A 24,852-nucleotide genomic window follows, 5' to 3' on the forward strand; every position below is an offset into this window, starting at 1 on the left:
ATCGAACCGGGAAAAATACCCGGCGCCAGGATCGGGAGGGGGACGTGACCGAATTGTCACCCACGGGCTATGACCTGCCCGTCTATGATTATGTGCGGCCGCCGGAATTGTCCGGATCGGGCAGCGGGCACTGTCGGGTGGCCATTGTCGGCGCCGGTTTGGCCGGCCTGACCATGGCCTGCGATCTGGCCAGCCGGGGCGTTGCCGCCATCGTGCTGGACGAGGATGATACGGTGGGGGTGCGCGGTGCTTCCAGCCGGGGCATCTGCTACGCCCAGAAAAGCCTGGAAATTTTCGACCGGCTGGGCTTTTACCACCGTATCCGCGACAAGGGCGTCACCTGGTCGGTCGGCAAGGTGCTGCGCGGCCAGGATACGCTCTACCGCTTCGATTTGGCGGAGGGCAGCCGCTCCGCCCAGCCACCCTTCATCAATATCCAGCAATTCTATGTCGAATGGTTTCTGGTCGACCGTATCCGCGAACTGGGCTGCACGGAGCTGCGCTGGAAGAACCGGGTGACCGGCATCCACCAGGATGAAAACGGCGCCGTTCTGAGCGTGGAAACACCCGATGGCCGCTACAGCCTGGAAGCCGACTGGGTAATCGATGCCGCCGGCCATGCCAGTCTGGTGCGGCAGTCACTGGGGCTGCCGACACAGGGGGAGCTGGGGGAGGATCGCTGGTGCATCTCCGACGTCCGGTTCACCAAGGAACTGCCGGTGGAGCGCTGGACCTGGGTGGAGGCGCCGTTCAACGGAAACCGCGCCGTCTGGCAGCATCTGATGGCCGATGGCGTCTGGCGCATCGATTACCAGATGCTGCCCAACACCGACCCGCAGGAGGCGAGCCGGCCGGAAATGGCCGCAGCGCGCCTGCGCGACCAGTTGGGACCGGATGTGGAATTCGATCTGGTCTGGGTCGGCGCCTACGCCTATCGCACGCAACTGATGGACAATTTCCGCCACGGGCGCGTGTTCTTCATCGGCGATGCCGCCCATGTGAAAAGCCCGTTCGGCGCCCGTGGTGGCAATAGCGGCATCCAGGATGCCGAAAACCTGGCCTGGAAGCTGAGCCTTGTCCTGAAAGGCCAGGCACCAGAAACTTTGCTGGACAGTTATAATGCAGAGCGGCGGCCGGCAGCGGTGGAGAATATTGCCGTCACCCGCCGCTCTGGCCGGTTCCTGGCCCCGCGCACGGACATGGAGCGGCTGTTCCGCACGGCTGTGATGGATCTGGCGGTTGATCATCCTTTCGCCCGCCTGTTGCTGAATACCGGGCGCATGTGCGTGCCCCATCATTATGGGCCATCACCCCTGACCACGGGTGATACGGGAGAGGCCATGCCCAATCTGGTCCTGAGCAGCCGCCCGCTGAGCGACATGCTGCAAGGTGAAGGGGCTCACTTCCTGGCCCTCTGGTGCCCGCGTGACGCGCAGGACCGGTTGGGTAGCAGCCTGTCACCCCTGACCCAAGAGGGCTGGCCCCTGCATATTCAGGCTGTCAGCGCTGATGACCGGAAAGCCCTGGGCATGGCAGCGGGGGAGGTGTTGCTGATCCGCCCCGATCTGCACCTTGCCGCCCGTCTGCCCAACGCCGATGCGGAACAGCTTCGCAGCGCCCTGCGGCGCGCCACCGGCCGGACCTGAGCCCTGGGAGGAAACATGATGCATATCACACCCAACATTCCCGACCCGGACGCCTTTTACGCGGCGCTGCTGGATACGCATCGCGGTCTGTCGGCGACGGAAAGCCAGGCGCTGAATGCCCGTCTTGTTCTGCTGCTGGCCAATCAGATCGGGGATCAGGCTGTACTGATGTCCTGCCTTCAAACGGCGCGCAACACCGGCGCCACCCACCGGAGGAACGATCCGTGACCCACTCCTTCGCGTCCGCCGCCGATAATGCCCAGCAGACCCCCAAACTGGTCGAACTGGCACGCGGCGTCTATGGCTTTATCAGCGATTTCGACCCGAATTGCGGTTTCGTTGTCGGCCCGGATTATGTCGTGGCCATCGACACCCGCGCCACCCCCACCCTGGCGCGGGAGATGCTGGCCGCCATCCGCAGCGTCACCGACAAGCCCGTGCGTTACGTCTTCCTGTCTCATTATCACGCGGTGCGGGTGATGGGGGCATCGGCCTTTGACGGCGCGGCCCTGATCGCCAGTCAGGCGACGCTGGACCTGATCATCGAACGCGGACCGGACGATTTCGAGTCAGAGGTGCGGCGCTTTCCCCGCCTGTTCCGGGGCGTGGAGGAAATCCCCGGCCTGACCCGACCCGATCTGGTCTTTGACCAGGGGTTGACATTGCGTCTGGGTGACCGCGACCTGCATTTCCGACATTTCGGGCGGGGACACACGGCGGGGGATTCCGTCTGCTGGCTGCCCGATTGTGGTGTGCTGTTCGCCGGCGATCTGGTGGAAAACCGCTGCGGTGTCTATGCCGGTGACGGCTATGTCGCCGACTGGATCGACACGCTGGCCCGGCTGCGCGACTTGCCGGCCACCACCATGGTCCCCGGCCGGGGGGCGGCCCTGCGGTCGCGCGCGGCGGTGGTGGGCGCGATAGAGGCCACCCAGGGTTTCCTGACCACCCTGCGCCATGTGGTCGCCGATGCCCACGCACAGGGCGCCGACCTGAAGGGCTGCTTCCAAGCGGCGGAACAGGCCATGACCCCGCTTTTTGGCGACTGGCCGGTCTTCGCCCATGTGCTGCCCTTCGACGTGGCGCGGATGCTGGAACAGTTGCAAGGCGGGGAGCATCCCACCCCCTGGACGGCAGAGCGTGATCAGGCCCTTTGGGCCCTGCTGCGGGGTTGATGGCGATGGCGGGGTCAGGCGGGGCGCTTCAGGCGCGGCAGGTTGCGCAGGCAGAGCGCGAACAGTTCCGCCTGGGAGGCAATGCCCAGCTTCTGATAGGCGCGCTTGCGCAGGGTGATCACCGTCGACGGGCGCACGCCCAGATCGGCGGCGATCCCGTCCGTCTGATAACCCAGCACGATGCGGCAGCAGACGGCCAGTTCGCGCGTGCTCAACGTCTCGTCGGCCAACTCGACCAGCCGCTCGACAAAGGGCAGGGTCCGGCCGGCATTAATGTCCGACTGCACGATGTAATGGGCGCAATGCTGGCGCACGATGCTGGTCAACAGAGGCGTGATGGCGGACAGCAATTCGACCTCCCCACCCGTGAAGGTGCCGGCGCGGCGCGAACGGTAGAAGTTCAAGTAGAAGGCCATGTCCGAGGTACGCCAGATATAGGACACCTTATCGACGATGCCGACGGTCGTATAGAAGCGGCGCAGATAATCCTGCATGGCCACACGGGCCGGATCGTGGCGGCGGAAAATCACCTTGCGGCTGCTGGAGATCCGCGACAGTTCCACGAAGTTCGGGTCGAACATATGCAGGCCGGCGACGTAATCGCGGCCCAGCGACAAAACCGTCGCCCGGTCCTGCAGGCTGGCCCCGCCCACCTGTTTCAGCCCCGCCGCCTGCGAGTAGCAGAGGATGGTGCAATGATCGACCGGGATCAGCCGGGCCACGGCGGCCAGCAGCGCATCGTCGAAGCGGGGCCGGCCGATGGCGGCCACCGCTTCGGACAGGGCGCAGAGCCTGACCATCAGATCGTCGGGTGTGCCGGGCGTCGTCATGACCGGGCACCCCGCCGCAGCGGAACAACCAAGCCATAAATTGAAGGGGGGAGATGATGAATCTGGAACTGGTCACCATCGATGTAAGGCCCGGTGCCGCCATGGAAAGCCAGTCGGGGCTGCAGATGCTGCGCCCCCGCCTCTATGGCGCCTTCGCCCGGCCACCGGGTGCGCGCACGGCGGCCCTGATCATGCATCCCACCAGCAATTTCATGGGCCATTACCTGCTGGCCCCGCTGGCGGCGCGTGGCATTGCCACCCTGGCGCTGAATTCGCGCTATATGGGCAATGATGCGGTGCTGCTGCTGGAACAGGTGATCCAGGATATGGGGGCCGGTGTCGCGTGGCTGCGCCGGCAGGGGTTTGACCGGGTGGCATTGATCGGCAATTCCGGCGGGGCGGCCCTGTCCGCCCTTTATCAGGCGCAGGCGGAGAACCTGACCATCAGCGACACGCCGGCGGGCGATCCGATCGACCTGCGACCCGGCGATCTGCCGCCGGCCGATGGTATCGTGCTGGCCGCTGCCCATCTGGGCCGGTCGCGCCTGATGGATACCTGGATTGATCCCGCGGTGGTGGACGAACATGACCCGATGCCATCCTGCACGCAACTGGACATGTTCAACCCGGACAATGGCCCACCCTACAGCGCCGCCTTCCTGGAGCGGTACCGCATGGCACAACGCGCCCGCAATGCGGGGATTGAAGCCTGGGCCCGCGACCGGCTGAGCCAGTTGCGGGCGCGGGCCGACGGAATGCGGGATGAAGCCTTTGTCATCCACCGCACCCTGGCCGACCCGCGTTGCCTGGACCCATCCATCGATCCCAATGACCGCATCCCCGGCACAACCGTCTGGGGCCCGCCGCGGGCGCAGAATTATGCGGCCAACAGCATGGGGCGCTATAGCTCGCTGACGGGATATCTCAGCCAATGGTCGCCCAGCAGCAGGGGCGATGGCCCGGCCAATCTGGCGTGCACCCGTGTGCCCGTGCTGTTGCTGGAATATACGGCCGACCCGTCGGTCTTCCCCTCCGACAATGCCGCCTGGGCCGAGGCCGCGAAAGGCCAGGTTCAGCGCCATGCCATCAAAGACGGCAACCATTATCTCAGTGGTCAGCCGCATCTGGTGGATGAGGTAGCCGACCATATCGCCGGCTGGTGCAACCGGCTTTGACTGAGGAGACAGCCTATGCAGCCCCCCGTCCCCATCCACGGCCTTCACCATTTCGCCTGGCGCTGCCGCGACGCGGAGGAAACAAGGCATTTCTATGAGGATCTGCTGGGCCTGCCGCTGGTGCATATTGTCCGCAGCGACCATGTGCCCAGCACCGGCGAATATTGCCCCTATGTCCATATTTTCTTCCAGATGCGCGACGGTTCCTACATCGCCTTCTTCGATCTGGGGGATGATGTGGCGGCTGCCCCCTCCCCCAACACGCCGGCCTGGGTGAACCATATCGCCTTGCGCGTCGGTTCGGTGGCAGAGGTGGCACAGGCCATGGCCCGCCTGCGGGATGCGGGGGTGGAGGTCATCGGCATTACCGATCATCACATCATCCAATCCCTCTATTTCTTCGATCCCAACGGGCTGCGCCTCGAACTGACAGCACCGTCCGTGTCGGACGCATACATGCAGCAGGCGGCCAAAACCGCTCATGATGAACTGGCCCGCTGGGTGGCCGAGAAGGCGGCCCTACCCCGTCACCCGCGCCACGAAACGGGCCAGGACGGGGCCCAACTCATCGACGGCTGAATGGATCTGGTGGACGGGGCTGATATGGTTATGCCCCTCCAGCCAGTGGAAATCCGGCCATTTCCCCTTGGTGGCCACCCGGCGGGCGACCAGCAACGCCGCCTGACGCTGGAAATCAGCCGGATCATTCTCCGCGACGGTGAACAGGCAGGGCACGCTGGTGGTGGTCAGCCCGTCGATGCTGGATTGTGCCGCGAACCGGGCCGGGTCCGTGCCGAAATAGGCATCCTGATAGGGATTGCGGGCTGCACTGGGCACATCATATAGGCCGGACAGCATGATGGCCCCCGCAATGGATGCGGCCGCCTGATCCGCAAAGCCCTGCCCCCCGACATAGGACGCGACATGGGTCGCCCCCGCCGACTGTCCCATCAGCACGATGCGTCCGGGATCGCCGCCATGCCGTCTTGCCTCCAGCTTCAGCCAGCCTACCAGCCGCGCCACATCCTGCGCGCCCGCCGGCCAGGGGTGGTCCGGGGCCAGCCGGTAGGTGGCAGTGACGCCCAGCCAGCCTTGGGCCGCCGCCCAGGCACCGACATTGTTATAGAAAGGCGCGCCGGGTACCCCCTTGTCGCCGCCGACAAAGCCGCCGCCATGCAGGAAGACCAGCACCGGCTGCTTTGCGTCGGTGCCCCCTCCCCCGAACAGATCCAGCCGGTGGCGCGGATCGGGCCCATAGGACAGGTCGCGCCGGACCATGGCCTCGTCAACGGCCGGCTGCAATGGTCCGAACAGCGCCATGGAAGCCTGCACCTGAGCGGCCGAGAATGCCGTGCCCAAGGCCCGGATATGGTCATGGAGAGGCCCCGTCGCCCCCATCACCAGGGATCCTGCGACTGCACGCTGAAGGGCCGGCAATCGACCGGGGGCGGGGCGTTGACGGGGCGCGGTGCCATGGTGCGTTCGCCCTTCCAGGGCACCTGATCCGCCTTTGTCCAGGCATTCACAAACAGGCGATGGAACTTCCAGCGGCCATTGCGCCTCACCAGCCGGTCATCGCGCGTGCCGATACCGAAGATGAAATTGCTGCCGTAATCGGCGTTGAACTGGATGATCTGGAAAAAGCAGCGCACCCGCGCCCCTTCTGGGCGCGGGTCCATGATGAAATGGTTGAAAAGGTGCTGGCGGCCGAACCACCAATGCTGCCGGTCGTACCACAGGCCACGCAGATGGGCGCGGATCGCCTCGCGGCCCTGCGCCTTGCCCTGCCAGAGATGGTCGAACTCCCCATCCTCGGCAAAGGTATCCAGCACCTGTTCCTCATCGGCCAGGTCCAATCCCCAGGCATAGCGGGCGAAAAGTTCGGTGATTTCGGCCCGATCCTCAGCCGGCATCACCGCCGGAACGCCGTCCGGCCAGCAGACCTCTGCCATCGATCCCTCTTCCGGAAATGGCCCGCGCGTGCCAGCACGACGCCGGGCGGAACAGGGATCAGGCGTAACATCAATTCATTGATAGTTCAACGAACTTTTATATTGATGGATCAACGATGTTTGAAATCGGTCTCTGACAAAGGGCTAAGTTTTCACCAGATGCGCCAGCCGGTCGCCGATGCGGGACAATAGCTCGTCCAGTATCACCCGCTCCTCGGGTGACAGGTCGACCAAGAGCGATTCATGGAAGGCGACGCGTTCCTTCAGCGTCGCCTTGTACAACTTCTCCCCGGCTTTGGTGAGAAAAAGGATGGGTGTGCGCAGATCGTTGGGGTTTTCGCGGCGCCTTGTATATCCGCGTTCCTCCAGCGAGCGGGCAGCACGGCTGACCTCTGCCCGGTCAACCCAGGCCAGGTCGGCAACCTGGCCCACGGTGCCGCCCTCGGGCATTGTGCCCAGCCGGGCCAGCACCCGCCATTCGGCGTAGGTGAGTTCCCCCCGCTCCGCCAGCCGCCGGATCGTCAGCCGGTCGATCACCTTGGCCAGCAGCGTCACCCGGAAGGTGGAGAATTGCAGGTTCGGGACATTCCATCCCGGCAGCTCAAGCGGCGTGCGGGCCGGCCCGCCATTGTCCGGGCCCGCCGCCTCGGTCTCCACTGCGCCGCGACCCGGGCTCACATCCGTTCTGGACTGCCGTTTCATAAGTCGTCTTTCCTCCCGTTGAGTGTCAGCAACGGCTGATCCGATCCCATTGTTAGTTGATCATTCAATGTTATTCCAGCGTTCTGGTGGCCAACCATCACGGCCGGGTGAGAGAGCCGATATTTTTCACAACCATGGTTAAGGGGGCTGGCGCTGAACGGGAACAGTGGATATTATTGATTCCTCAAAGACTGGTCGACGCGGACGGCCTTCAGCCATTCGTCAACAGGCCAGCATTTCAATCACAATGACATAGCCGGAAAACACCCGGCACCCTTCAGGGAGGGAGTGCTGCTTCATGTCCGCGTTCGACGTGCAGAGCTTTATCGACCAGCGCAAGATCGGTCTGCCGCAATGTCTTGTGCTGTTCCTGACCACGCTGGCCATGTTCATCGATGGGTTCGATATTTTCATGGTGGGCAAAATTGCGCCCGCCATCGCGGGTGATTTCGGCACCACCCCGGCCAGCATGACCATCGTGTTCGTGCTGCAGCAGACCGGTCTGGCCATCGGCGCCTTCGTCATCAGTCCGCTATCGGACTATTACGGCCGCAAGCGGATGCTGGTCATTGCCTTCACCATTTTCGGCCTGCTGACCACCATCACCGTCTTCTCCACCTCGCTGATGATGGTCGGCATCCTGCGCGGCCTGTCGGGCCTGTTCCTGGCCAGTGTCGTGCCCACCACCATGGCGCTGCTGGCGGAATTCACGCCCAAGCGCTGGCGGTCGCTGTTCATCGCCATGGGCATCGCGGGATACAGCGCCGGCAGTGCCGCCGGGGCCGCCGTCGCCTTGCTGGTACCGCATTATGGCTGGGAAAGCGGCTTCTGGCTGGGCGGGCTGATGCCGCTGGCCCTGGCCCCGGTGTTGTTACTGTTCCTGCCGGAATCACTGACCTATCGCGTGGGCCGTGACCCCAGCCACCCGGCCATCGCCCGCACCATCCGCTGGATGGACCGCAGCCTGGTCCTGACCGGGGAAGAACAGTTCGTGACGGCGGAAACCGGCGGAAAGAAGGTGAAGGCGCATGTCATCGACGTGTTCCGTGACGGGCGCGCCCGCACCAGTGCCATCCTGTTTGCCGCCTGCGTCCTGTCGATGGGCAATATTGCGCTGCTGGCGGCCTGGCTACCCACCTTCTTCCAGGAAATGGGTGGCGTCTCCATCCAGCGTTTCGCCATCGTTTCCATGACGGGCTTCATCGGTGGCATGATCGGAACCGTGACCATCGGCTTCCTGATGGACCGGATCGGGGCAACCCGGCTGATCCCGCTTTATTATATCGGCATCGCGGCGACGCTGATCCTGATGGGCCATGTGCCGTTTGGCACGGTCGGCTTCGTGCTGCTGCTGGTCTGCTGGAGCTTCTGCCAGTCGGGTGGTCAGGCGGGACTGAACATGCTGATGACCCAGATTTACCCCACCGCCCTGCGCAGCACAGGCATCGGCTGGGCCGGCGGGGCCGGGCGCATTGGCGGGATCATTGCCCCGCTGTTCGGTGGCATGGCGCTGGCCTCCTCCTTCACGCTGGAAATCACGCTGGCCATGATCGCCATCCCGCCCGTCACCGTGGCGCTGCTGGTCCTGCTGCTGAAGCCGATCCGGCGGGAGGGTGCGCCGACGGGAAAGCCCATCGCAGCGTGACATTCCCGGACGGGCGGCACCTCAACGGGGACCGCCCGTCCGACCGTGATCGGCACGGTGCATTCAAATTTTATTGATAAATCAATATTTAGACCATCTTCCGGTCCATAGTTCACGAGACTAAGCATTTTTAATGATAGAGTCAGAAGGCTGAAAACGGCCATTTCCGTTTAAGACCCAGATGATGGACGCCCCCGGATCGCAAGCCGGATCGATGGTGAAATCGGTAGCGGGGCGGCGGCGGATCGCATACCATTGAAGGCAGCGTCGGCGGCGTATTTCCAAAGAATATATAGTCAAGCCAGTATATTGACGCGGATCACCCATCCGAACCGCCTGATTGATCCCCCCACGGTGCACCCTGACGGTGGAAAAAGAAACAGATCATCCGTTTCGGCCGATCATCCCCTTGCCAAATCATCATTCGTTGAGTTATCAATAATGTCATTGAATAATCAACGAACGAATGCGCTGCCACGCCCGCTGTCTGGCCGGCGCATCGCAGGGAGAGGAAATCCACATGAGGCATTCACCAGCGCACCGGCTGACCGGCGCCAGCATCCTGGCCGTCCTTGCCGCCCTGGCCAATCCCGCCGCCGCGCAGGATGCCACGGATGCGCCGCACCAGACACTCAACTCGCTTGACGAGATCGTCGTCACCGGCACCCGTCTGCCGATGACGGGCTTTGCCGCCCCGACGCCGGTGACCGTGATGGGCGAGGTGGAGCTGCAGCGCCAGGGTGTGTCCAATGTCGCCGACCTGCTGAACACCCTGCCCTCCTTCCGCCCGCAATCGACGCCGGCAACCGTTGGCATCTTCTCCAGCAATGCCGGCGCCAATCTGGCCGATCTGCGTGGTTTGGGCGCACAGCGCACGCTGGTGCTGGTCAATGGCCGCCGCTTTGTTGCCAGCACCATCGCCGGCAGCGGCAATTCGCCATCGGGTTCCGTCGACCTGAACCTGATCCCCACCGTGCTGATTGAACGCAGCGAAGTGGTGACCGGTGGCGCGTCCGCCGCCTATGGTTCCGATGCGGTGGCCGGCGTCGTCAACCTCATCTTGAACACCAATCTGCAAGGCGTGCGCGGCAGCGTGCAGTATGGTCTGTCGCAGGAAGATGACAATCGCGAAGTCTATGCCACCCTGGCCGGCGGTACGGACTTTGCCGGTGGCCGTGGTCACATTGTAATCGGCGGTGAATATTCCAACAACAAGGGCATGGGCGACTGCTACAGCCGCGACTGGTGTGCCGAAAGCTACAACACGATTTCCAACCCCACCCCGCAGACCAATGGGCTGGCGCGCCAGATTCTGCTGCCCAATGCCCGCACGGCCACGGCCTCCTTCGGCGGTTTGATCACGTCGGGTGTGCTGCGCGGTATCGAATTCCGGCCTGACGGCAGCTATTTCAACCATGATTACGGCACCTATTATGCCACCGGCCCCGCCTTCTCCAATGGCGGCCTGTTCCAGTCGGGTGGCAGTGCCGATCCGGTCAATGGTTTCTACAACAACTTCCCGCTGCTGGCGCCGGTTGAGCGCTATTCCGGCCTGGTCCATGCCAAGTATCAGGCCACGGACAGTATCGAACTGTTCATGGAGGGCTCCTATGGCCGCACGAACGCGGAAACCATCGGCGCCTCGGCCCGCAATACCGGCAATATCACCATCCAGCGCGACAATGCCTATCTGCCGGCGGCCCTGCGCGCGCAGTTGGCGGCGGCCGGTCAGAGCAGTTTCTCCTTCGGCCGCGTCTCCAATGATATCGGCCCGCCCGTGGCAGAGGTTGAGCGGGAGACCTATCGCCTTGTCACCGGTGCCAAGGGCGATCTCGGCGATGACTGGCAATGGGATGCCTATTACCAGTATGGCCGGACCAATTATGAACAGGAAACCCGCAACACCCAGATCACCGACAATTTCGCCCGTGCGGTGGATGCGGTGGATCAGGGCCTGTTCCAGAACGGTGTCGCCAACGGCAATATCGTCTGCCGGTCGACCCTGACCACGCCGACCAACCCGCTGGTGGCGGGGTGCAAACCGCTGAACCTGTTCGGTGAAAATCGCTTTTCACCCGAAGCCGTCGCCTATGCCTATGGCACGGCCTGGCAGAAGACACACCTGATCCAGCAGGTCGCCTCGGCCAACATTTCGGGCACGATCGCGGAACTGCCCGCCGGCCCGATCTCCTTTGCCACCGGGGCCGAATATCGGGTGGAAAGTGTGGCCGGCAGCACCGATCCGGTCTCATCGGCCCTGCGCTTCATCACCAGTTCGGGCCAGTCCATCAGCGGCCCCGATATCAAGGTGAAGGAAGGCTATGCCGAACTGGGCGTGCCGCTGCTGAAATCGGTGCCCTTCGCCGAAAGCCTGTCGGTCAATGGCGGCGTTCGCCTGACCGATTATTCGACCAGCGGTTCGGTGTGGAGCTGGAAGGCCGGCCTGTCCTGGGAGCCTGCGGATTTCCTGCGGCTGCGCGGCACCCGGTCGCGCGATATCCGCGCGCCCAACTTCTTCGAACTCAACGCCCCGGCCAGCACCAGCTTCCAGTTCCTGACCGATCCCAACAGCGGGGGCAGCGCGCTCACCTCAGTCGTCTTGAGCGGCAATTCGGAGCTGCGTCCGGAAACAGCCAAGACCTGGACGGTGGGTGCCGTCGTCACCCCAGTTGATGATCTGCAATTCTCCGCCGATTATTTCGACATCAGCCTGGATGGCGCCATCACCACGCTGGGCGGTCAGGTCATCATCAATCGCTGTGCCGCCGGTGCCAAGGAACTCTGCTCCCTGATCACCCGCAACGCGGCCGGTGCCATCACCAGCGTCAGCAATGCCAATCTGAACCTGAACACGCTGAAGACGCGCGGCGTGGATATCGAGGCCCGCTACAAGCTGGCCCTGGGGGGTGGCGACCTGACCCTGCGCGCGCTCGGCACCTATCTGTTCGACCTGATCACCATTGATGCCACGGGTGCTTCTGTGGACCGGGCCGGGATGAACGGCGCGCCCACGTCACAGCCCTCCGGCCTGCCAACCTTCACCGGTACGCTCAGTGCCACCTATGCCCTGGGCGACTTCACCGGAACCCTGCAATCCCGCTACATCTCACGCGGGGTCTATAATGCCACGCTGATCGGTCCGCATCAGTCCGGCTACAGCCCGACCCTGCCCAACAGCATCAGTGACAATCGCGTCGATGATTACTGGCTGTTCAACCTGAACGCCCAGTATGACCTGACCATCAATGACAAAAAGGTGCAGTTATTCGGCATCGTGAACAACCTGTTCGACCGCGATCCGCCCAACGATCTGCCGTCCAGCTTCGGCGTCACCAACCCGGTCCTCTATGACAGCATCGGCCGCACCTTCAAGGCCGGCTTCCGCTTCTCCTTCTGATCCAGCGGGGGAAGTTGCAGGACTTCCCCCCGTTCCTACAGCAAGAAAGGGGGGCCAAGATGACCCTTCCGATACAGAAGGCTGCGGAAGATCCCCTGTTCGGGCGTGGCTACCGCGCGACCTTGCTGGTGCTGATCCTGCTGGTATCGGCCTTTGCCTATGTCGACCGGGTGATCATCCAGACCTTGGCGGAGCCGATCAAAAAGGATCTGGGTCTCAGCGATTTTCAGTTCGGCCTGCTGGGTGGCCTGGCCTTCGCCATTCTTTATTCCACGCTGGGCCTGCCCATCGCCCGGCTGGCAGAACGGCGCGACCGGGTCACCATCATTTCCGTCTCAGTCGCGGCCTTTTCGCTGATGAGTCTGCTCTGCGGCATGGCCACCAATATCTGGACGCTGCTCCTGTGCCGCATTGGCGTTGGCATCGGGGAGGCCGGGGTGCAAGCCCCCAGCACTTCTCTGATCGGCGACCATTTCCCGCCCCACCGACGGGGCTTTGCCCTGACCGTGATGCGGCTGGGCGCCCCAGTGGGGGCCTTGCTGGGCTCCGTCGTGGCGGCCTGGCTGGCGCAGGATCATGGCTGGCGGGTGGCACTGATGCTGGTCTGCGCGCCGGGTCTGGTGGTGGCCCTGCTGTTCCGCCTGCTGCTGCGCGACCCGCCGCGCGGCCATAGCGACGGGCTGGCCGGGGGCAATGTTGCCACCCCCACCGCCACCCCGCCCCGGACGCGGGAGGTGTTCACGCAGATGTTCCGCCGCCCGGCCTTTCGCCACATGCTGGCCGGACTGGCGCTGGCCAGCATGGCTTTGTTCGCGGGCGGCGCCTTCACAGCCCCCTTTTTCATGCGTGTGCATGAATTGCCGCTGACCACGACCGCCCTCTATGTGGCGATCATCAGCACCACGGCATCGACGGCAGGGATGAGCCTGGGGGGCTTCGGCATTGATTTCATCGCCAGACGCGGCCGGCGCTGGTATGCGCTGCTGCCCTTCTGCGGCATCGCCACCAGCGTGCCGCTCTTTCTGGCCGGTTACGGGCTGGATAATCATGTCGCGGCGGTGACCCTGATCACCATTGCCGGCATCTTCCTGTTCTTCCACTCGGTGCCCACGCTGGTCGCCTTCCAGAACATGGTGGCACCACAGCAGCGCACCACGGCAGCCTTCGTCTATTTCTTCGTTTCCACCATGGTGGGGGTGGGTTTCGGCCCGCCGCTGCTGGGCCTGCTCAGCGACCTGTTCGCCACCGCCTCCGGCATCACCGACGCGGCCGCCGCCTCAGCCATCGGGGTGCGCAGCGCGCTTCTGACCAGCATCGGTCTCTATGCCTGGGCCGCCCTGCATTACGGGCTGGCCGCCCGCGCCATCGCGGCGGAGGATCGCCCATGACCATCCGTCCTGAAACTTTCCGTGCAAGGGGCCTATCATGAAATTTCCCAATACGCCCAGCTTCACCGGTTTCTTCGCCCCCTCGGGCGTGGAGGCGGATGTCAATCACCTGCCTGTGCTGGATGGTGCCGTTCCCGCCGATCTGGATGGCAGCTTCTACCGCGTGGCGCCGGACCCGCAATTCCCGCCGCTGGCCGGCGACGATATCTGGTTCAACGGCGACGGCATGGTGACGCGCTTCCGCTTCAAGGATGGCAATGTCGCCCTGCAGCAGCGCTGGGTCCGTACCGACAAGTTCACGCTGGAACGCCAGGCCGGCCGCGCCCTGTTCGGTGCCTACCGCAACCCGCTGACCGATGATGACAGTGTACAGGGGGAAGTGCGCGGCACCGCCAATACCAATGTGCTGGTCCATGCCGGCAAGCTGTTCGCCCTGAAGGAGGACAGCCCGCCCGTGATCATGGACCCGGAAACGCTGGCGACGCTGGACCCGACCTATGATTTCGGTGGGGCGATGACATCGCAGACCTTCTCCGCCCATCCCAAGATCGACCCGCGCACCGGTGAGATGTTGAGCTTCGGCTATGCCGCCAAGGGCCTGTGTACCCGCGACATGGTCTATTACACGATCAGCGCGGAAGGGCAGATCACGAACGAGGTCTGGTTCGAGATCCCCTATTACTGCATGATGCACGACTTCGGATTTACCGAAAATTACGTCATCTTCCATGTGGTGCCGATTGTCGGTTCCTGGGAACGGCTGAAGGCCGGCCTGTCGCATTTCGGCTTCGACCGGGGGCGGCCGGTGCATCTGGGCGTGCTGCCGCGCAATGGCGGGGCGGAAGATATCCGCTGGTTCTCCGCCCCCACCTGCTTTGCCAGCCACGTCATGAATGCGCATGAGGACGGCAGCAAGGTGCATTTCGATGTGCCGATGGCGAAGGGCAACATGTTCCCCTTCTTCCCCGACACCGAAGGCGCGCCGTTCCAGCCACATGAAGCCGCCGCGACCATGACGCGCTGGACGGTGGATATGAGTGCCAACAGCGACGACATCCAGATGGCGCCGCTGGCCAATCTGGTGGGTGAGTTCCCCCGCATCGATGACCGGTTTGCCGGGGTGAAGAATCGCTATGGCTGGCAGCTTGTCCAGGACATGACCAAGCCCGTGGACCTGCCGGGCGGGCGCAGCGCGTCGGGCCTGATGATGAACACGCTGGGCCGCATCGACCTGGAAACGGGAGAGACCGATACCTACTGGGTCGGCTCCACCTCTTCCTTCCAGGAGCCGGCCTTCATTCCGCGCCCCGGCTCCAATGCCGAAGGTGATGGTTACATCGTGGTGATCGAGAACCGGCTGGTGGAGCACGCATCCCGCCTGCTGCTGTTCAACGCTCTCAATCTTGCGGCCGGTCCCATCGCGACCATCGGCCTGCCCTTCCGCATCCGTCAGGGCCTGCATGGCAACTGGGCACCGGCCCAGACCAGCGCTGCCTGATCGCCCCTTCGCGCGACCGAAAGGATCAATTTTGGTTGACCAGACTTCCGCCGACTATCCCAAACTCGGCATGTATATTGATGGTGAATGGATCATGCGGGCCGACCGCAGCCACACTGTCATCAACCCGGCCAATGGTGAAGCCCTGGGCGAACTGCCCCTGGCCGGTGCCGCCGATCTTGACCGGGCACTGGCCGCCGCCGACCGGGGCTTCCGGACCTGGAGCAAGACACCGGTCGATGAACGAGCCCGCGTGCTGCGCGATGCCGCCCGGTTGCTGCGGGAACGAGCCGATCTGATCGCCCGCAACGCCACGCGGGAGGAAGGCAAGACCCTGGCGGAAACCCGGATTGAGACCATCGCCTGCGCCGGCCTGTTCGATTTCTACGCAGAGGAAGCGCGCCGGGTCTATGGCCGCGTGCTGGTCCGTCCGGCGGGTCAGCGCTCGCTGGTGATGAAGGTGCCGGTGGGTCCGGTAGCGGCCTTCGCGCCCTGGAATTTCCCCATCCATAATCCCGGCCGCAAGCTGGGTGCCCCCATTGCGGCTGGCTGTTCGGTGATCCTGAAACCGGCGGAAGAGGCCCCGGCATCGGCCATGGCCGTGGTCCAGGCGCTGATCGACGCCGGCTGCCCGTCCGATGTCGTGCAGCTTGTCTTCGGCGTGCCGGACGAGGTGTCGCGCCATCTGCTGGCAAGCCCCATCATCCGCAAGCTGAGCTTCACGGGATCGACGGTCGTCGGCAAACATCTGATGCGGCTCTGCGCCGACACGATGAAGGTGACGACCCTGGAACTGGGCGGCCACGCGCCCGTGATCATTTTCGATGATTGCGATTTCGATCGCACGGTGGAGATGCTGGCCAACAGCAAGGTGCGCAATGCCGGCCAGGTCTGCGTCTCCCCCACCCGGTTCTATATCCAGCAGGGCATCTATGACCGGTTCGTGGAAGCCTATGCCAAGCGCCTGTCGCAGATGAAGGTGGGCGACGGTCTGGCGCCCGACACCCAGATGGGGCCGATGGCCAACCCGCGCCGCCCGGCCGCCATCAGCGACCTTGTCCAGGATGCCGTCCGCCACGGCGCCCGCATCCGCACGGGCGGCGAAGCGATTGAGAGCAAGGGCTTTTTCTGGCAGCCGACGGTTTTGTCAGATGTCCCCAACAAGGCCCGCATCATGAATGAGGAGCCGTTTGGCCCCGTTGTCGTCGCCACCCCCTTCGCCACCCTGGACGAAGCGGTGGAGCAGGCCAACCGCCTGCCCTATGGCCTGGCCTCCTTCGCCTTCACGGAGAATGCGCGCCGGGCCAACCTGATCGGCGATGCCATCGAAGCGGGCATGGTGGCCATCAACACCACCGCACTGGCCGCCGCCGACGCGCCCTTTGGCGGGGTCAAGGAGAGCGGCCATGGGTCGGAGGATGGGCCGGAGGGTCTGGCCGCCTGCCTTGTCACCAAAACCATCCATCAATATTGAAAACAGGGAGGCGACCTATGACCATGCCCAAGACCGGCGGCGCCCAGGGCTATCTGCGCATCGCAACCGAGGAGGCCTTCACCACGCCCGAGCTGATCGCAGCTTTCCGGGAGGAGTTGGCGGCACCGGATGTCGATCCGGGGTTCCTCAGCCTGATCGGCTATTATCTGGATCATCCGGCCGAACGGCCGCGCTTTGTGGCCAACGCCCTGATGGATCTGGGCGAACAGCGCATCGCGCATATGGATGAACGCGGCATCGACCGCCAGATTCTGGGCCTGACGGCGCCAGGCACCAACGTCATCCGCAATGCCGACCGCGCCACCATGGTGGCGGAAACCGCCAATGACCGGCTGGCGGAAGCCATCGCCAAGTACCCCACCCGCTTCAGCGGCATGGCCGCCTGTGCCCCGCAGAACCCCAAGGCGGCAGCGCGGGAAATCGAACGCGCCATCGGCAAGCTGGGCCTGTCCGGTGTGCTGATCAACAGCCACATCCTGGGCGAATATCTGGACAATCCGAAATTCCATGAGGTGCTGGAAGCCATCGAGGCGATGGATGTCCCCCTCTATATTCACCCCAACACGCCGCCAGCATCCATGATCGGCCCGCTGCTGGCGGCCGGGCTGGATGGGGCGCTTTTCGGTTTCGGGGTGGAAACGGGGATGCACGCGCTGCGCCTGATCACGTCGGGCACGCTGGACCGGTTCCCGAAATTGCAGATCATCATCGGCCATATGGGAGAGGCCCTGCCCTTCTGGCTCTACCGGCTGGATTTCATGCATGGGGCCGGGGTGCGTACCGGCCGCTATGAATGCATGAAGCCGCTGAAGAAGGGCAAGGTCTCCACTTACCTGCGGGAGCATTTCCACATCACCAATTCCGGCGTCGCCTGGGAGGAAGCGATCAAGTTCACCCAGAAGGTGATGGGCGTGGATCGCGTGCTGTACGCCATGGACTATCCCTACCAATGCCCGGTGGAAGAGGTCGCGGCGCTGGACGCGATGGACATGCCCTTGGAGGTGAAGCGGAAATTCTTCCAGACCAACGCGGAGGCGTTGTTCAAGATCCGCTGACGCCCTGGTCCAAGCGATCCGGAACTGGACTTGCCCTGGAAAAGGGGAGAGCCATTTTCTCGCTGCCAGGCTGCTGCCTGCAAAAGGATTTGCGTTCCCTCACGCGCCAGGCGGGCACCTCCGTGCCCTTGGCTCGGCAAGCCACGTGGCGCTGAGCCGGCGGTCGCCGGCCTCAAACCCGCCTAAAGGTCAGCCTTTAGGCGGGTTTGTATTAGATCGAATATTACTGCAATCATCTCGCCAGTCGGCCAGCCCTTGGCGGGCGTACCACCATCTGCGGCCGAAGGGGACGATCAGGAATTTCGTGCTCGGCTGGGGCATAATGATGCGAACGGGGCTCCTGATAGTCCCCAAGGTTGCCACGACACGTAGCAGGCGAACACCCCAATCTGGCAGTTCGTAATCTTGTTGGTCGAACCCGTATCTTGCCGCACCACTTCGCACGATGCCCTGCCTTGCCTCAAGAAACCTTTCTTGTTGATCATCAGCAGCGCGTCGGTATCCCAACAGTCCCAGCCCAGGATCTCCTGTTGTCGCCAAGGGCACCCGCCGCCGCTGCCCGCATCCATCTTGTTCTTATTGATTGTAATAAATCTATATTTACACCAAATTATCAAAGTCAATCTGAGTTGACCATAAATTATAATATAATATTTTGATAATATAGTATGCATAAGATTTGCGTTGGAAAATATTATGCATACTATGTTTTGAAAAATTTTGTATTGCTTTAATGATGGCGACAAAACAATGTTAATGTATTAACAAATGAAAATTTTATTCTGATCGTATGCGCGCTGTGACGTAAAATTCATAAATTCTAGTATCACAGTCCGATCGGACTGTGGAATATTCTACGCTGATGTTGTACGAAGATTACTCAAGCGATCCTGGATTGATCCGGCATCTGCAGGCGCAGAGAGAAACATCCGGTCGGATGCAGGATGGTAACGACGCGTCCTGGGGTTTGGGGTCTTGGGGTGCAGACGGAAAGGTTGGGGCGATGAACAAGCAGGTCATTTTCGGTACCGTTGATCGGATGTTCGCAGACGAAGGGGGGGAAGCGGGCGCATCGGACGCTTTGGCCATGGCCCCCGCCGAACTGCAAGCGGCCGATCCGGTGTTGGAAGGCGGCCGGAAAGAAGTCGTGTTCATCGAATCCAACATTACCGACTGGCAGACACTGGCCGCTGGCGTGTCGCCGGGGGCGGAAGTGGTGGTGCTTGATGCCAACCTGGACGGGCTCGCCCAGATGGCCGATTGGGCCCAAGCCCATTCCGGCTATGACGCCATCCACATCCTCAGCCACGGCGACGAGGGTGCGCTCCAGCTTGGCAGTGTGACGCTGACCGACGCCACGCTGACCGGCCGCCAAGCGGACCTGACCGCCATTGGCAAGGCGCTGACCGCCAATGGCGACCTGCTGCTCTATGGCTGCGACGTCGCCGCCGGGACCGATGGCGCGACCTTCATCGCCAATCTGGCGATGGCGACGGGGGCCGATGTCGCGGCCTCTACCGACCTGACCGGCGCCGCGGCGCTGGGTGGAAACTGGACGCTGGAAGCATCGGTCGGCGCGGTCGAGTCCTCCGTGGTGATCGGGCCTGTCGAGGCCGATCTTTATTCCGGAACCTTGTCCACCTCGACCCTGATGGTCGAGAATTTTGAGAGTGTTACTGATGCCGATACGGGAGTGGTTTCTTCTTATAGCGAGACAGCCGGAAGTTTGAAATTTGCCAGTTATTTTGGGACAAACCTTCAGTTTACTGTTGCGGATTACAATGTTTATTTTGGAGGCGGGAAAAGCGCTTATCTTTCCACCGCTCCTGCGAGTAGCTCGAGCACACAGCCCGTAGGCGTGGATATTTCACTCGCCAATGGCAATGACTTTTATATCAACTCGATGGTTTTTCGTGAGGTCATCAACACTAATTTTGACAATGGCGGTCAGAAATCCTATGATAAGGACAATGGAGCCCGCGAAGACACCGTAAGATTTTTCGGATTAGACAGCAATGATCAAGTTGTTGTGCAGGCAGATGTCAATATATATCAAAATGGTACGTATGGAACCGGCAACAACTCTATCACCCTGACAAATCAACAAGATGTTGATTTAACCAGTGCTTTTGGAAGCAGTCCTGTAATTACGGCATCCCATGGCGGCCTCCTGACGTTTGGGTCGAATTGGACGGGTCTGAAAACAATCAGGGTAACAGTTCAAAATTCGACCGGTCACGGGAATATTGGCGTCAATTTTTTGTTTGACGGCATCGATACGAATCAAACCAACAACAACAGTGCACCGGTTCTGGATTCCAGCAAGACGCCGGTGCTGGCGGATGAGACGCAGCCGGTGAACAGCGCGCCCTCGGGCGCCGTGGGGACGCTGGTGTCGTCGCTCGTGGATATCGGCGGCAGCCTGAGCAGCGTCACCGACGGCGATCTTACCACCCGCACGGGCATCGCGCTCACGGCGGTCGATACCAGCCAGGGAAGCTGGTATTACACCACCGATGGCGGAACGAACTGGACGGCCGTCGGCGCGGTCAGCGCCAGCAACGCCCTGCTGTTGAGCGCCGACAGCAACACCCGCCTCTATTTCCAAGCCAGCAGTTCCTCCTACAGCGGCACCCTGTCCAACGCCGTGACGTTCCGGGCCTGGGACCAGTTCACGGGGACGGCCGGCAGTAAGGTCGACACCACGACGAATGGCGGCACCACCGCCTTCTCAACCGCGACCGACACTGCGGCACTGACGGTCACGGGCGGCGGCCCGAGCAACACGGCGCCGGTCATCGACCTCAACGGCACCGGGACCGCCGGCACCGGCAATACGGTGGCTCTGTCGGGCACCACCACCCTGGCCGGCTCGGCGACCGCCTCGGACACCGAGAACGACCCGTCCGGCACCAACGGCAACTGGAACAACGGCTCGCTGACGGTCCAGCGTTTCACCGGCGGCTCCGCCGACGCGACGAGCAACGACACGTTCAGCTTCGCCAGCGGCGGCAGCTTCACCGACACCGGCAGCGCGCTGACGATCAATGGCGGCGCCACGACCTTCGCCACCTACACCAACACCGGTGGCGTGCTGACCATCAGTTTTGACGCCAACGCCACGACGACCTTGGTCCAGGACGTCATCCAGCACGTCGCCTACGCCAATACCAAACCCTATGGCGACGCGACCATCCGCTTCAGCCTGAATGACGGCACCACGGCGACCACCGCCGACGTGACGGTGACCAGTTCCAACATTTATGTCACCGCCACCACGGACGATTCCAACGGGAATGCCGCCGATGGCTTCTCCCTGCGGGAAGCGCTCGCGCGCGGCGTGGCGCAGAGCGGTGCTGATAGCATCAACCTCAGCAATCTCTCCACCGGTGCCTCCATCACGCTGAGCGGCAGCACCGCCACCATCGGGGCCGGCGACACCATCTTCGGCGGCACCGGCAAGACGGTCACGATCGCGGCGGGCACCGGCGGCGAGCTGGTGTTGGCGGGCACCACCGGTATCACGACACCTGGTGCCAGTTCGACCATCACTATCAGTGCCCCGATCTCCGGCAGCGGTTCGCTGACCAAGACGTCCGCCGGATCGCTCGTCCTGTCGGGTACCAACAGCTACACCGGCGGCACCGCGCTCAACGCCGGCACCCTGACGCTGAACGGCGGCAGCGCGCTCGCCGACAGCGGCGCCGTGACCGTGGGAGGAGTGGGTAATAACGCAACCCTGGCACTGGGGGCTGACGAGACCATCGGCACGCTCAGCAGTTCGATAAGCAGCAGCGAAACAAACACCCTGACGCTGGCCGGCCACACGCTAACCGTGTCGGGCGTGACGTTGGACGCCGGCGCCATGGTGCGCAGCCTTAACGATACCGGCCTGCTGACCACCAGCAACACCACCGGCACGGCCATCACCGGCACCAGCAGCGATGACAGCATCACCGGCGGTTCCGGGTCCGATACGCTGACCGGCGGTGATGGTAATGATACGATCACCGGTGGTGGGGGCGACAACACTGCCGACACGCTGATCGGCGGCAACGGTGACGACGTCTTCGTCTATACCTCCAGTGCTTTGCTGACGAACGGAGGTAACAGCTTCATCGACAGTATCGATGGTGGTGCTGGCACCGACACGCTGCTGTTCACCCCCACCACCACCTTCAACTTAGGGACGAGCCTGGACTGGTCCAGCCGGATCAGTGGTATTGAGCGAATCGCCGTCGGTGCCACTGGCGTCAACGTGGAAATGACGTTAACCGCCAGCGCCTACACGGAGGGGCTGCGGACGATCGACCTGTCGGGCGACACCAATGCCAGTGGCGCCAATAAAGTCGTTTTGACAGCCATTACCGGTGGTGGATTGAGTGTCACCGGCAGCACCGGCGCCGATAGTATCACCGGCGGTGCTGGTGCTGATACGTTCGTCGGTGGCAACGGCAATGACACCCTGAAGGGCAATCAAGGCAATGACATCCTGGATGGCGGTGCCGGCGACGACAGCCTTAATGGCGGTTTGGGCGACGACACCATCAGCGGCGGTGCCGGCACAGACTCCATGGCCGGCATTAGCGGCGACGACCTGTTCGTCGGCAGTGTGTCTGATCTGAACGGCGATACGATTACCGATCTGTCGGCAGGCGATGCCATCCAACTGAGCGGCGTCAGCGGGTTGACCGCCGCCAATATCCGCGTGAGCGGCACCGGTGCCAACGCGAAGGTCGAGATCGATACTGACGCGACCGACTTCAGTAACGTCGAAGTGACGCTTAACGCTGCCAATCTTGCCAATGTCGTCTTTGTTGCCAGCAGCGCCAATAGCGGTGCCGATACGTTGTTCACGCTGGCCCCCGACAATACGGCGCCAACGCTCGATCTGAACGGCACCGGCACCGCCGGTACCGGCAATACGGTGGCTCTGTCGGGCACCACCACCCTGGCCGGCTCGGCGACCGCCTCGGACACCGAGAACGACCCGTCCGGCACCAACGGCAACTGGAACAACGGCTCGCTGACGGTCCAGCGTTTCACCGGCGGCTCCGCCGACGCGACGAGCAACGACACGTTCAGCTTCGCCAGCGGCGGCAGCTTCACCGACACCGGCAGCGCGCTGACGATCAATGGCGGCGCCACGACCTTCGCCACCTACACCAACACCGGTGGCGTGCTGACCATCAGTTTTGACGCCAACGCCACGACGACCTTGGTCCAGGACGTCATCCAGCACGTCGCCTACGCCAATACCAAACCCTATGGCGACGCGACCATCCGCTTCAGCCTGAATGACGGCACCACGGCGACCACCGCCGACGTGACGGTGACCAGTTCCAACATTTATGTCACCGCCACCACGGACGATTCCAACGGGAATGCCGCCGATGGCTTCTCCCTGCGGGAAGCGCTCGCGCGCGGCGTGGCGCAGAGCGGTGCTGATAGCATCAACCTCAGCAATCTCTCCACCGGTGCCTCCATCACGCTGAGCGGCAGCACCGCCACCATCGGGGCCGGCGACACCATCTTCGGCGGCACCGGCAAGACGGTCACGATCGCGGCGGGCACCGGCGGCGAGCTGGTGTTGGCGGGCACCACCGGTATCACGACACCTGGTGCCAGTTCGACCATCACTATCAGTGCCCCGATCTCCGGCAGCGGTTCGCTGACCAAGACGTCCGCCGGATCGCTCGTCCTGTCGGGTACCAACAGCTACACCGGCGGCACCGCGCTCAACGCCGGCACCCTGACGCTGAACGGCGGCAGCGCGCTCGCCGACAGCGGCGCCGTGACCGTGGGAGGAGTGGGTAATAACGCAACCCTGGCACTGGGGGCTGACGAGACCATCGGCACGCTCAGCAGTTCGATAAGCAGCAGCGAAACAAACACCCTGACGCTGGCCGGCCACACGCTAACCGTGTCGGGCGTGACGTTGGACGCCGGCGCCATGGTGCGCAGCCTTAACGATACCGGCCTGCTGACCACCAGCAACACCACCGGCACGGCCATCACCGGCACCAGCAGCGATGACAGCATCACCGGCGGCGATGGCTCCGATACGCTGACCGGCGGGGCCGGCAACGACACCATCACCGGCGGGGCCGGCAATGGCACGGCTGACACGCTGATCGGCGGTGATGGTGACGACGTCTTCGTCTATACCTCCAGCGCTTTGCTGAGGAACTCGGGCAACAGCTTCATCGACAGTATTGATGGCGGTGCCGGCACCGACACGCTGCTGTTTACCCCCACCGGCACCTTCACCTTTGGGGTGGGCCAGGACTGGTCCAGCCGGATCAGTGGCGTTGAGCGGATCGCCTTCGGCACCACCTCCTTCACCATCACCATGACGTTTAACGCCAACGCCTATGACGAGGGGCTGCGGACGATCGACCTGTCGGGCGACACCAACACCAGCGGCTTAAACAGCATCAATCTCTCCGCCATCACTGGCGGCGGCATGACCGTCACTGGCGGCGGTGGCAACGAATCCATCACCGGCGGCAGCGGGGCAGACAGCATCAACGGCGGCGGTGGGGCCGACAACATCGCCGGTGGCGACGGAGCCGACAGCCTCACCGGCGGCAGCGGGGCCGACACCATCACCGGCGGGGTCGGCAACGACACCATCATTGGCGGCACCGGCACCGACAGCCTCACCGGCGGCGCTGGCAACGACCTGTTCGTCGGCAGCGCGTCCAACCTGGACGGCGACGTCTTCACCGATCTGGCGGTGGGTGATGCCATCCAACTGAGCGACGTCAGCGGGCTGACCGCCGCCAATATCCGTGTGACCGGTACTGGTGCCAACGCAAAGGTCGAAATTGATACCGACGCGACCGACTTCGGTTACGTCGAAGTGACGCTTAACGCTGCCAATCTTGCCAA

General features: G+C 63.1%; 16 protein-coding genes and 1 pseudogene. 12 read left to right on the forward strand and 5 right to left on the reverse strand.

Annotated elements, in window-relative coordinates; translation table 11 throughout:
* Positions 1-44: 44 nt before the first annotated feature.
* The 3 genes from GE253_RS24510 to GE253_RS24520 are packed head-to-tail and all read left to right on the forward strand — an operon-like array spanning position 45 to position 2,821.
* Entirely contained in the window at positions 45-1,646 is a 1,602-nt protein-coding gene (locus GE253_RS24510) for an FAD-dependent monooxygenase (protein WP_211101580.1), read from the forward strand.
* 15 nt (positions 1,647-1,661) lie between these two features.
* Positions 1,662-1,874, forward strand: coding sequence for a DUF2783 domain-containing protein (locus tag GE253_RS24515; protein WP_211101581.1), 213 nt, complete (start codon positions 1,662-1,664; stop codon positions 1,872-1,874).
* On the forward strand, positions 1,871-2,821 hold the full coding sequence (locus GE253_RS24520) for an MBL fold metallo-hydrolase (protein ID WP_211101582.1): 951 nt from the start codon (positions 1,871-1,873) through the stop codon (positions 2,819-2,821). The genes GE253_RS24515 and GE253_RS24520 overlap by 4 nt, the downstream gene beginning before the upstream one ends.
* Positions 2,822-2,835: 14 nt before the next feature.
* Here GE253_RS24520 and GE253_RS24525 read toward each other — a convergent pair whose 3' ends face one another.
* On the reverse strand, positions 2,836-3,651 hold the full coding sequence (locus tag GE253_RS24525; RefSeq protein ID WP_153206793.1) for a helix-turn-helix transcriptional regulator: 816 nt from the start codon (positions 3,649-3,651) through the stop codon (positions 2,836-2,838).
* 53 nt (positions 3,652-3,704) lie between these two features.
* Between GE253_RS24525 and GE253_RS24530 the strand changes: the two genes are divergently transcribed.
* The gene (locus GE253_RS24530) at positions 3,705-4,826 is read left to right on the forward strand and encodes an alpha/beta hydrolase (RefSeq protein ID WP_153206794.1); all 1,122 of its coding nucleotides are present in this window, start codon (positions 3,705-3,707) and stop codon (positions 4,824-4,826) included.
* A gap of 15 nt (positions 4,827-4,841) precedes the next feature.
* Complete coding sequence (locus GE253_RS24535; RefSeq protein WP_153206795.1) at positions 4,842-5,405, forward strand: VOC family protein; 564 nt, start codon at positions 4,842-4,844, stop codon at positions 5,403-5,405.
* On the opposite strand, the gene GE253_RS24540 is transcribed toward GE253_RS24535, so the two are convergent.
* The 3 genes from GE253_RS24540 to GE253_RS24550 form a co-directional block, all read right to left on the reverse strand.
* Positions 5,346-6,224 (reverse strand): alpha/beta hydrolase, encoded by an 879-nt coding sequence (locus GE253_RS24540; RefSeq protein ID WP_247878856.1) that lies wholly within the window; start codon positions 6,222-6,224, stop codon positions 5,346-5,348. The genes GE253_RS24535 and GE253_RS24540 overlap by 60 nt on opposite strands.
* Positions 6,224-6,778, reverse strand: coding sequence for a nuclear transport factor 2 family protein (locus tag GE253_RS24545; protein WP_153206797.1), 555 nt, complete (start codon positions 6,776-6,778; stop codon positions 6,224-6,226). The genes GE253_RS24540 and GE253_RS24545 overlap by 1 nt, the downstream gene beginning before the upstream one ends.
* A 144-nt stretch (positions 6,779-6,922) precedes the next feature.
* Entirely contained in the window at positions 6,923-7,480 is a 558-nt protein-coding gene (locus GE253_RS24550; protein WP_153206798.1) for a MarR family winged helix-turn-helix transcriptional regulator, read from the reverse strand.
* Positions 7,481-7,778: 298 nt separating this feature from the next.
* Here GE253_RS24550 and GE253_RS24555 point away from each other — a divergent pair, with 298 nt between their 5' ends.
* The 6 genes from GE253_RS24555 to GE253_RS24580 all read left to right on the forward strand — a co-directional run bounded on the left by GE253_RS24555 (position 7,779) and on the right by GE253_RS24580 (position 17,958).
* On the forward strand, positions 7,779-9,125 hold the full coding sequence (locus tag GE253_RS24555; protein WP_153206799.1) for an MFS transporter: 1,347 nt from the start codon (positions 7,779-7,781) through the stop codon (positions 9,123-9,125).
* Between the two features lie 520 nt (positions 9,126-9,645).
* The gene (locus tag GE253_RS24560) at positions 9,646-12,522 is read left to right on the forward strand and encodes a TonB-dependent receptor (RefSeq protein ID WP_173012826.1); all 2,877 of its coding nucleotides are present in this window, start codon (positions 9,646-9,648) and stop codon (positions 12,520-12,522) included.
* A gap of 59 nt (positions 12,523-12,581) precedes the next feature.
* Positions 12,582-13,910 (forward strand): MFS transporter, encoded by a 1,329-nt coding sequence (locus tag GE253_RS24565; protein ID WP_153206801.1) that lies wholly within the window; start codon positions 12,582-12,584, stop codon positions 13,908-13,910.
* Positions 13,911-13,947: 37 nt separating this feature from the next.
* Complete coding sequence (locus GE253_RS24570) at positions 13,948-15,408, forward strand: carotenoid oxygenase family protein (RefSeq protein ID WP_153206802.1); 1,461 nt, start codon at positions 13,948-13,950, stop codon at positions 15,406-15,408.
* 31 nt (positions 15,409-15,439) lie between these two features.
* A complete protein-coding gene (locus GE253_RS24575) occupies positions 15,440-16,882 on the forward strand; it encodes an NAD-dependent succinate-semialdehyde dehydrogenase (protein WP_247878854.1) in 1,443 nt (480 codons plus the stop codon).
* Positions 16,883-16,899: 17 nt separating this feature from the next.
* Entirely contained in the window at positions 16,900-17,958 is a 1,059-nt protein-coding gene (locus GE253_RS24580) for an amidohydrolase family protein (protein WP_153206804.1), read from the forward strand.
* Positions 17,959-18,320: 362 nt separating this feature from the next.
* Here GE253_RS24580 and GE253_RS26395 read toward each other — a convergent pair.
* A pseudogene (locus tag GE253_RS26395) lies at positions 18,321-18,535 on the reverse strand (IS701 family transposase); the annotation flags it as partial.
* Positions 18,536-18,961: 426 nt separating this feature from the next.
* Here GE253_RS26395 and GE253_RS24585 point away from each other — a divergent pair.
* Positions 18,962-24,852 (forward strand): DUF4347 domain-containing protein (locus tag GE253_RS24585; protein ID WP_173012827.1); only part of this gene is annotated, 5,891 nt, incomplete at its 3' end.

Source organism: Niveispirillum sp. SYP-B3756, from assembly GCF_009495745.1.
Classification (GTDB): Bacteria; Pseudomonadota; Alphaproteobacteria; order Azospirillales; family Azospirillaceae; genus Niveispirillum.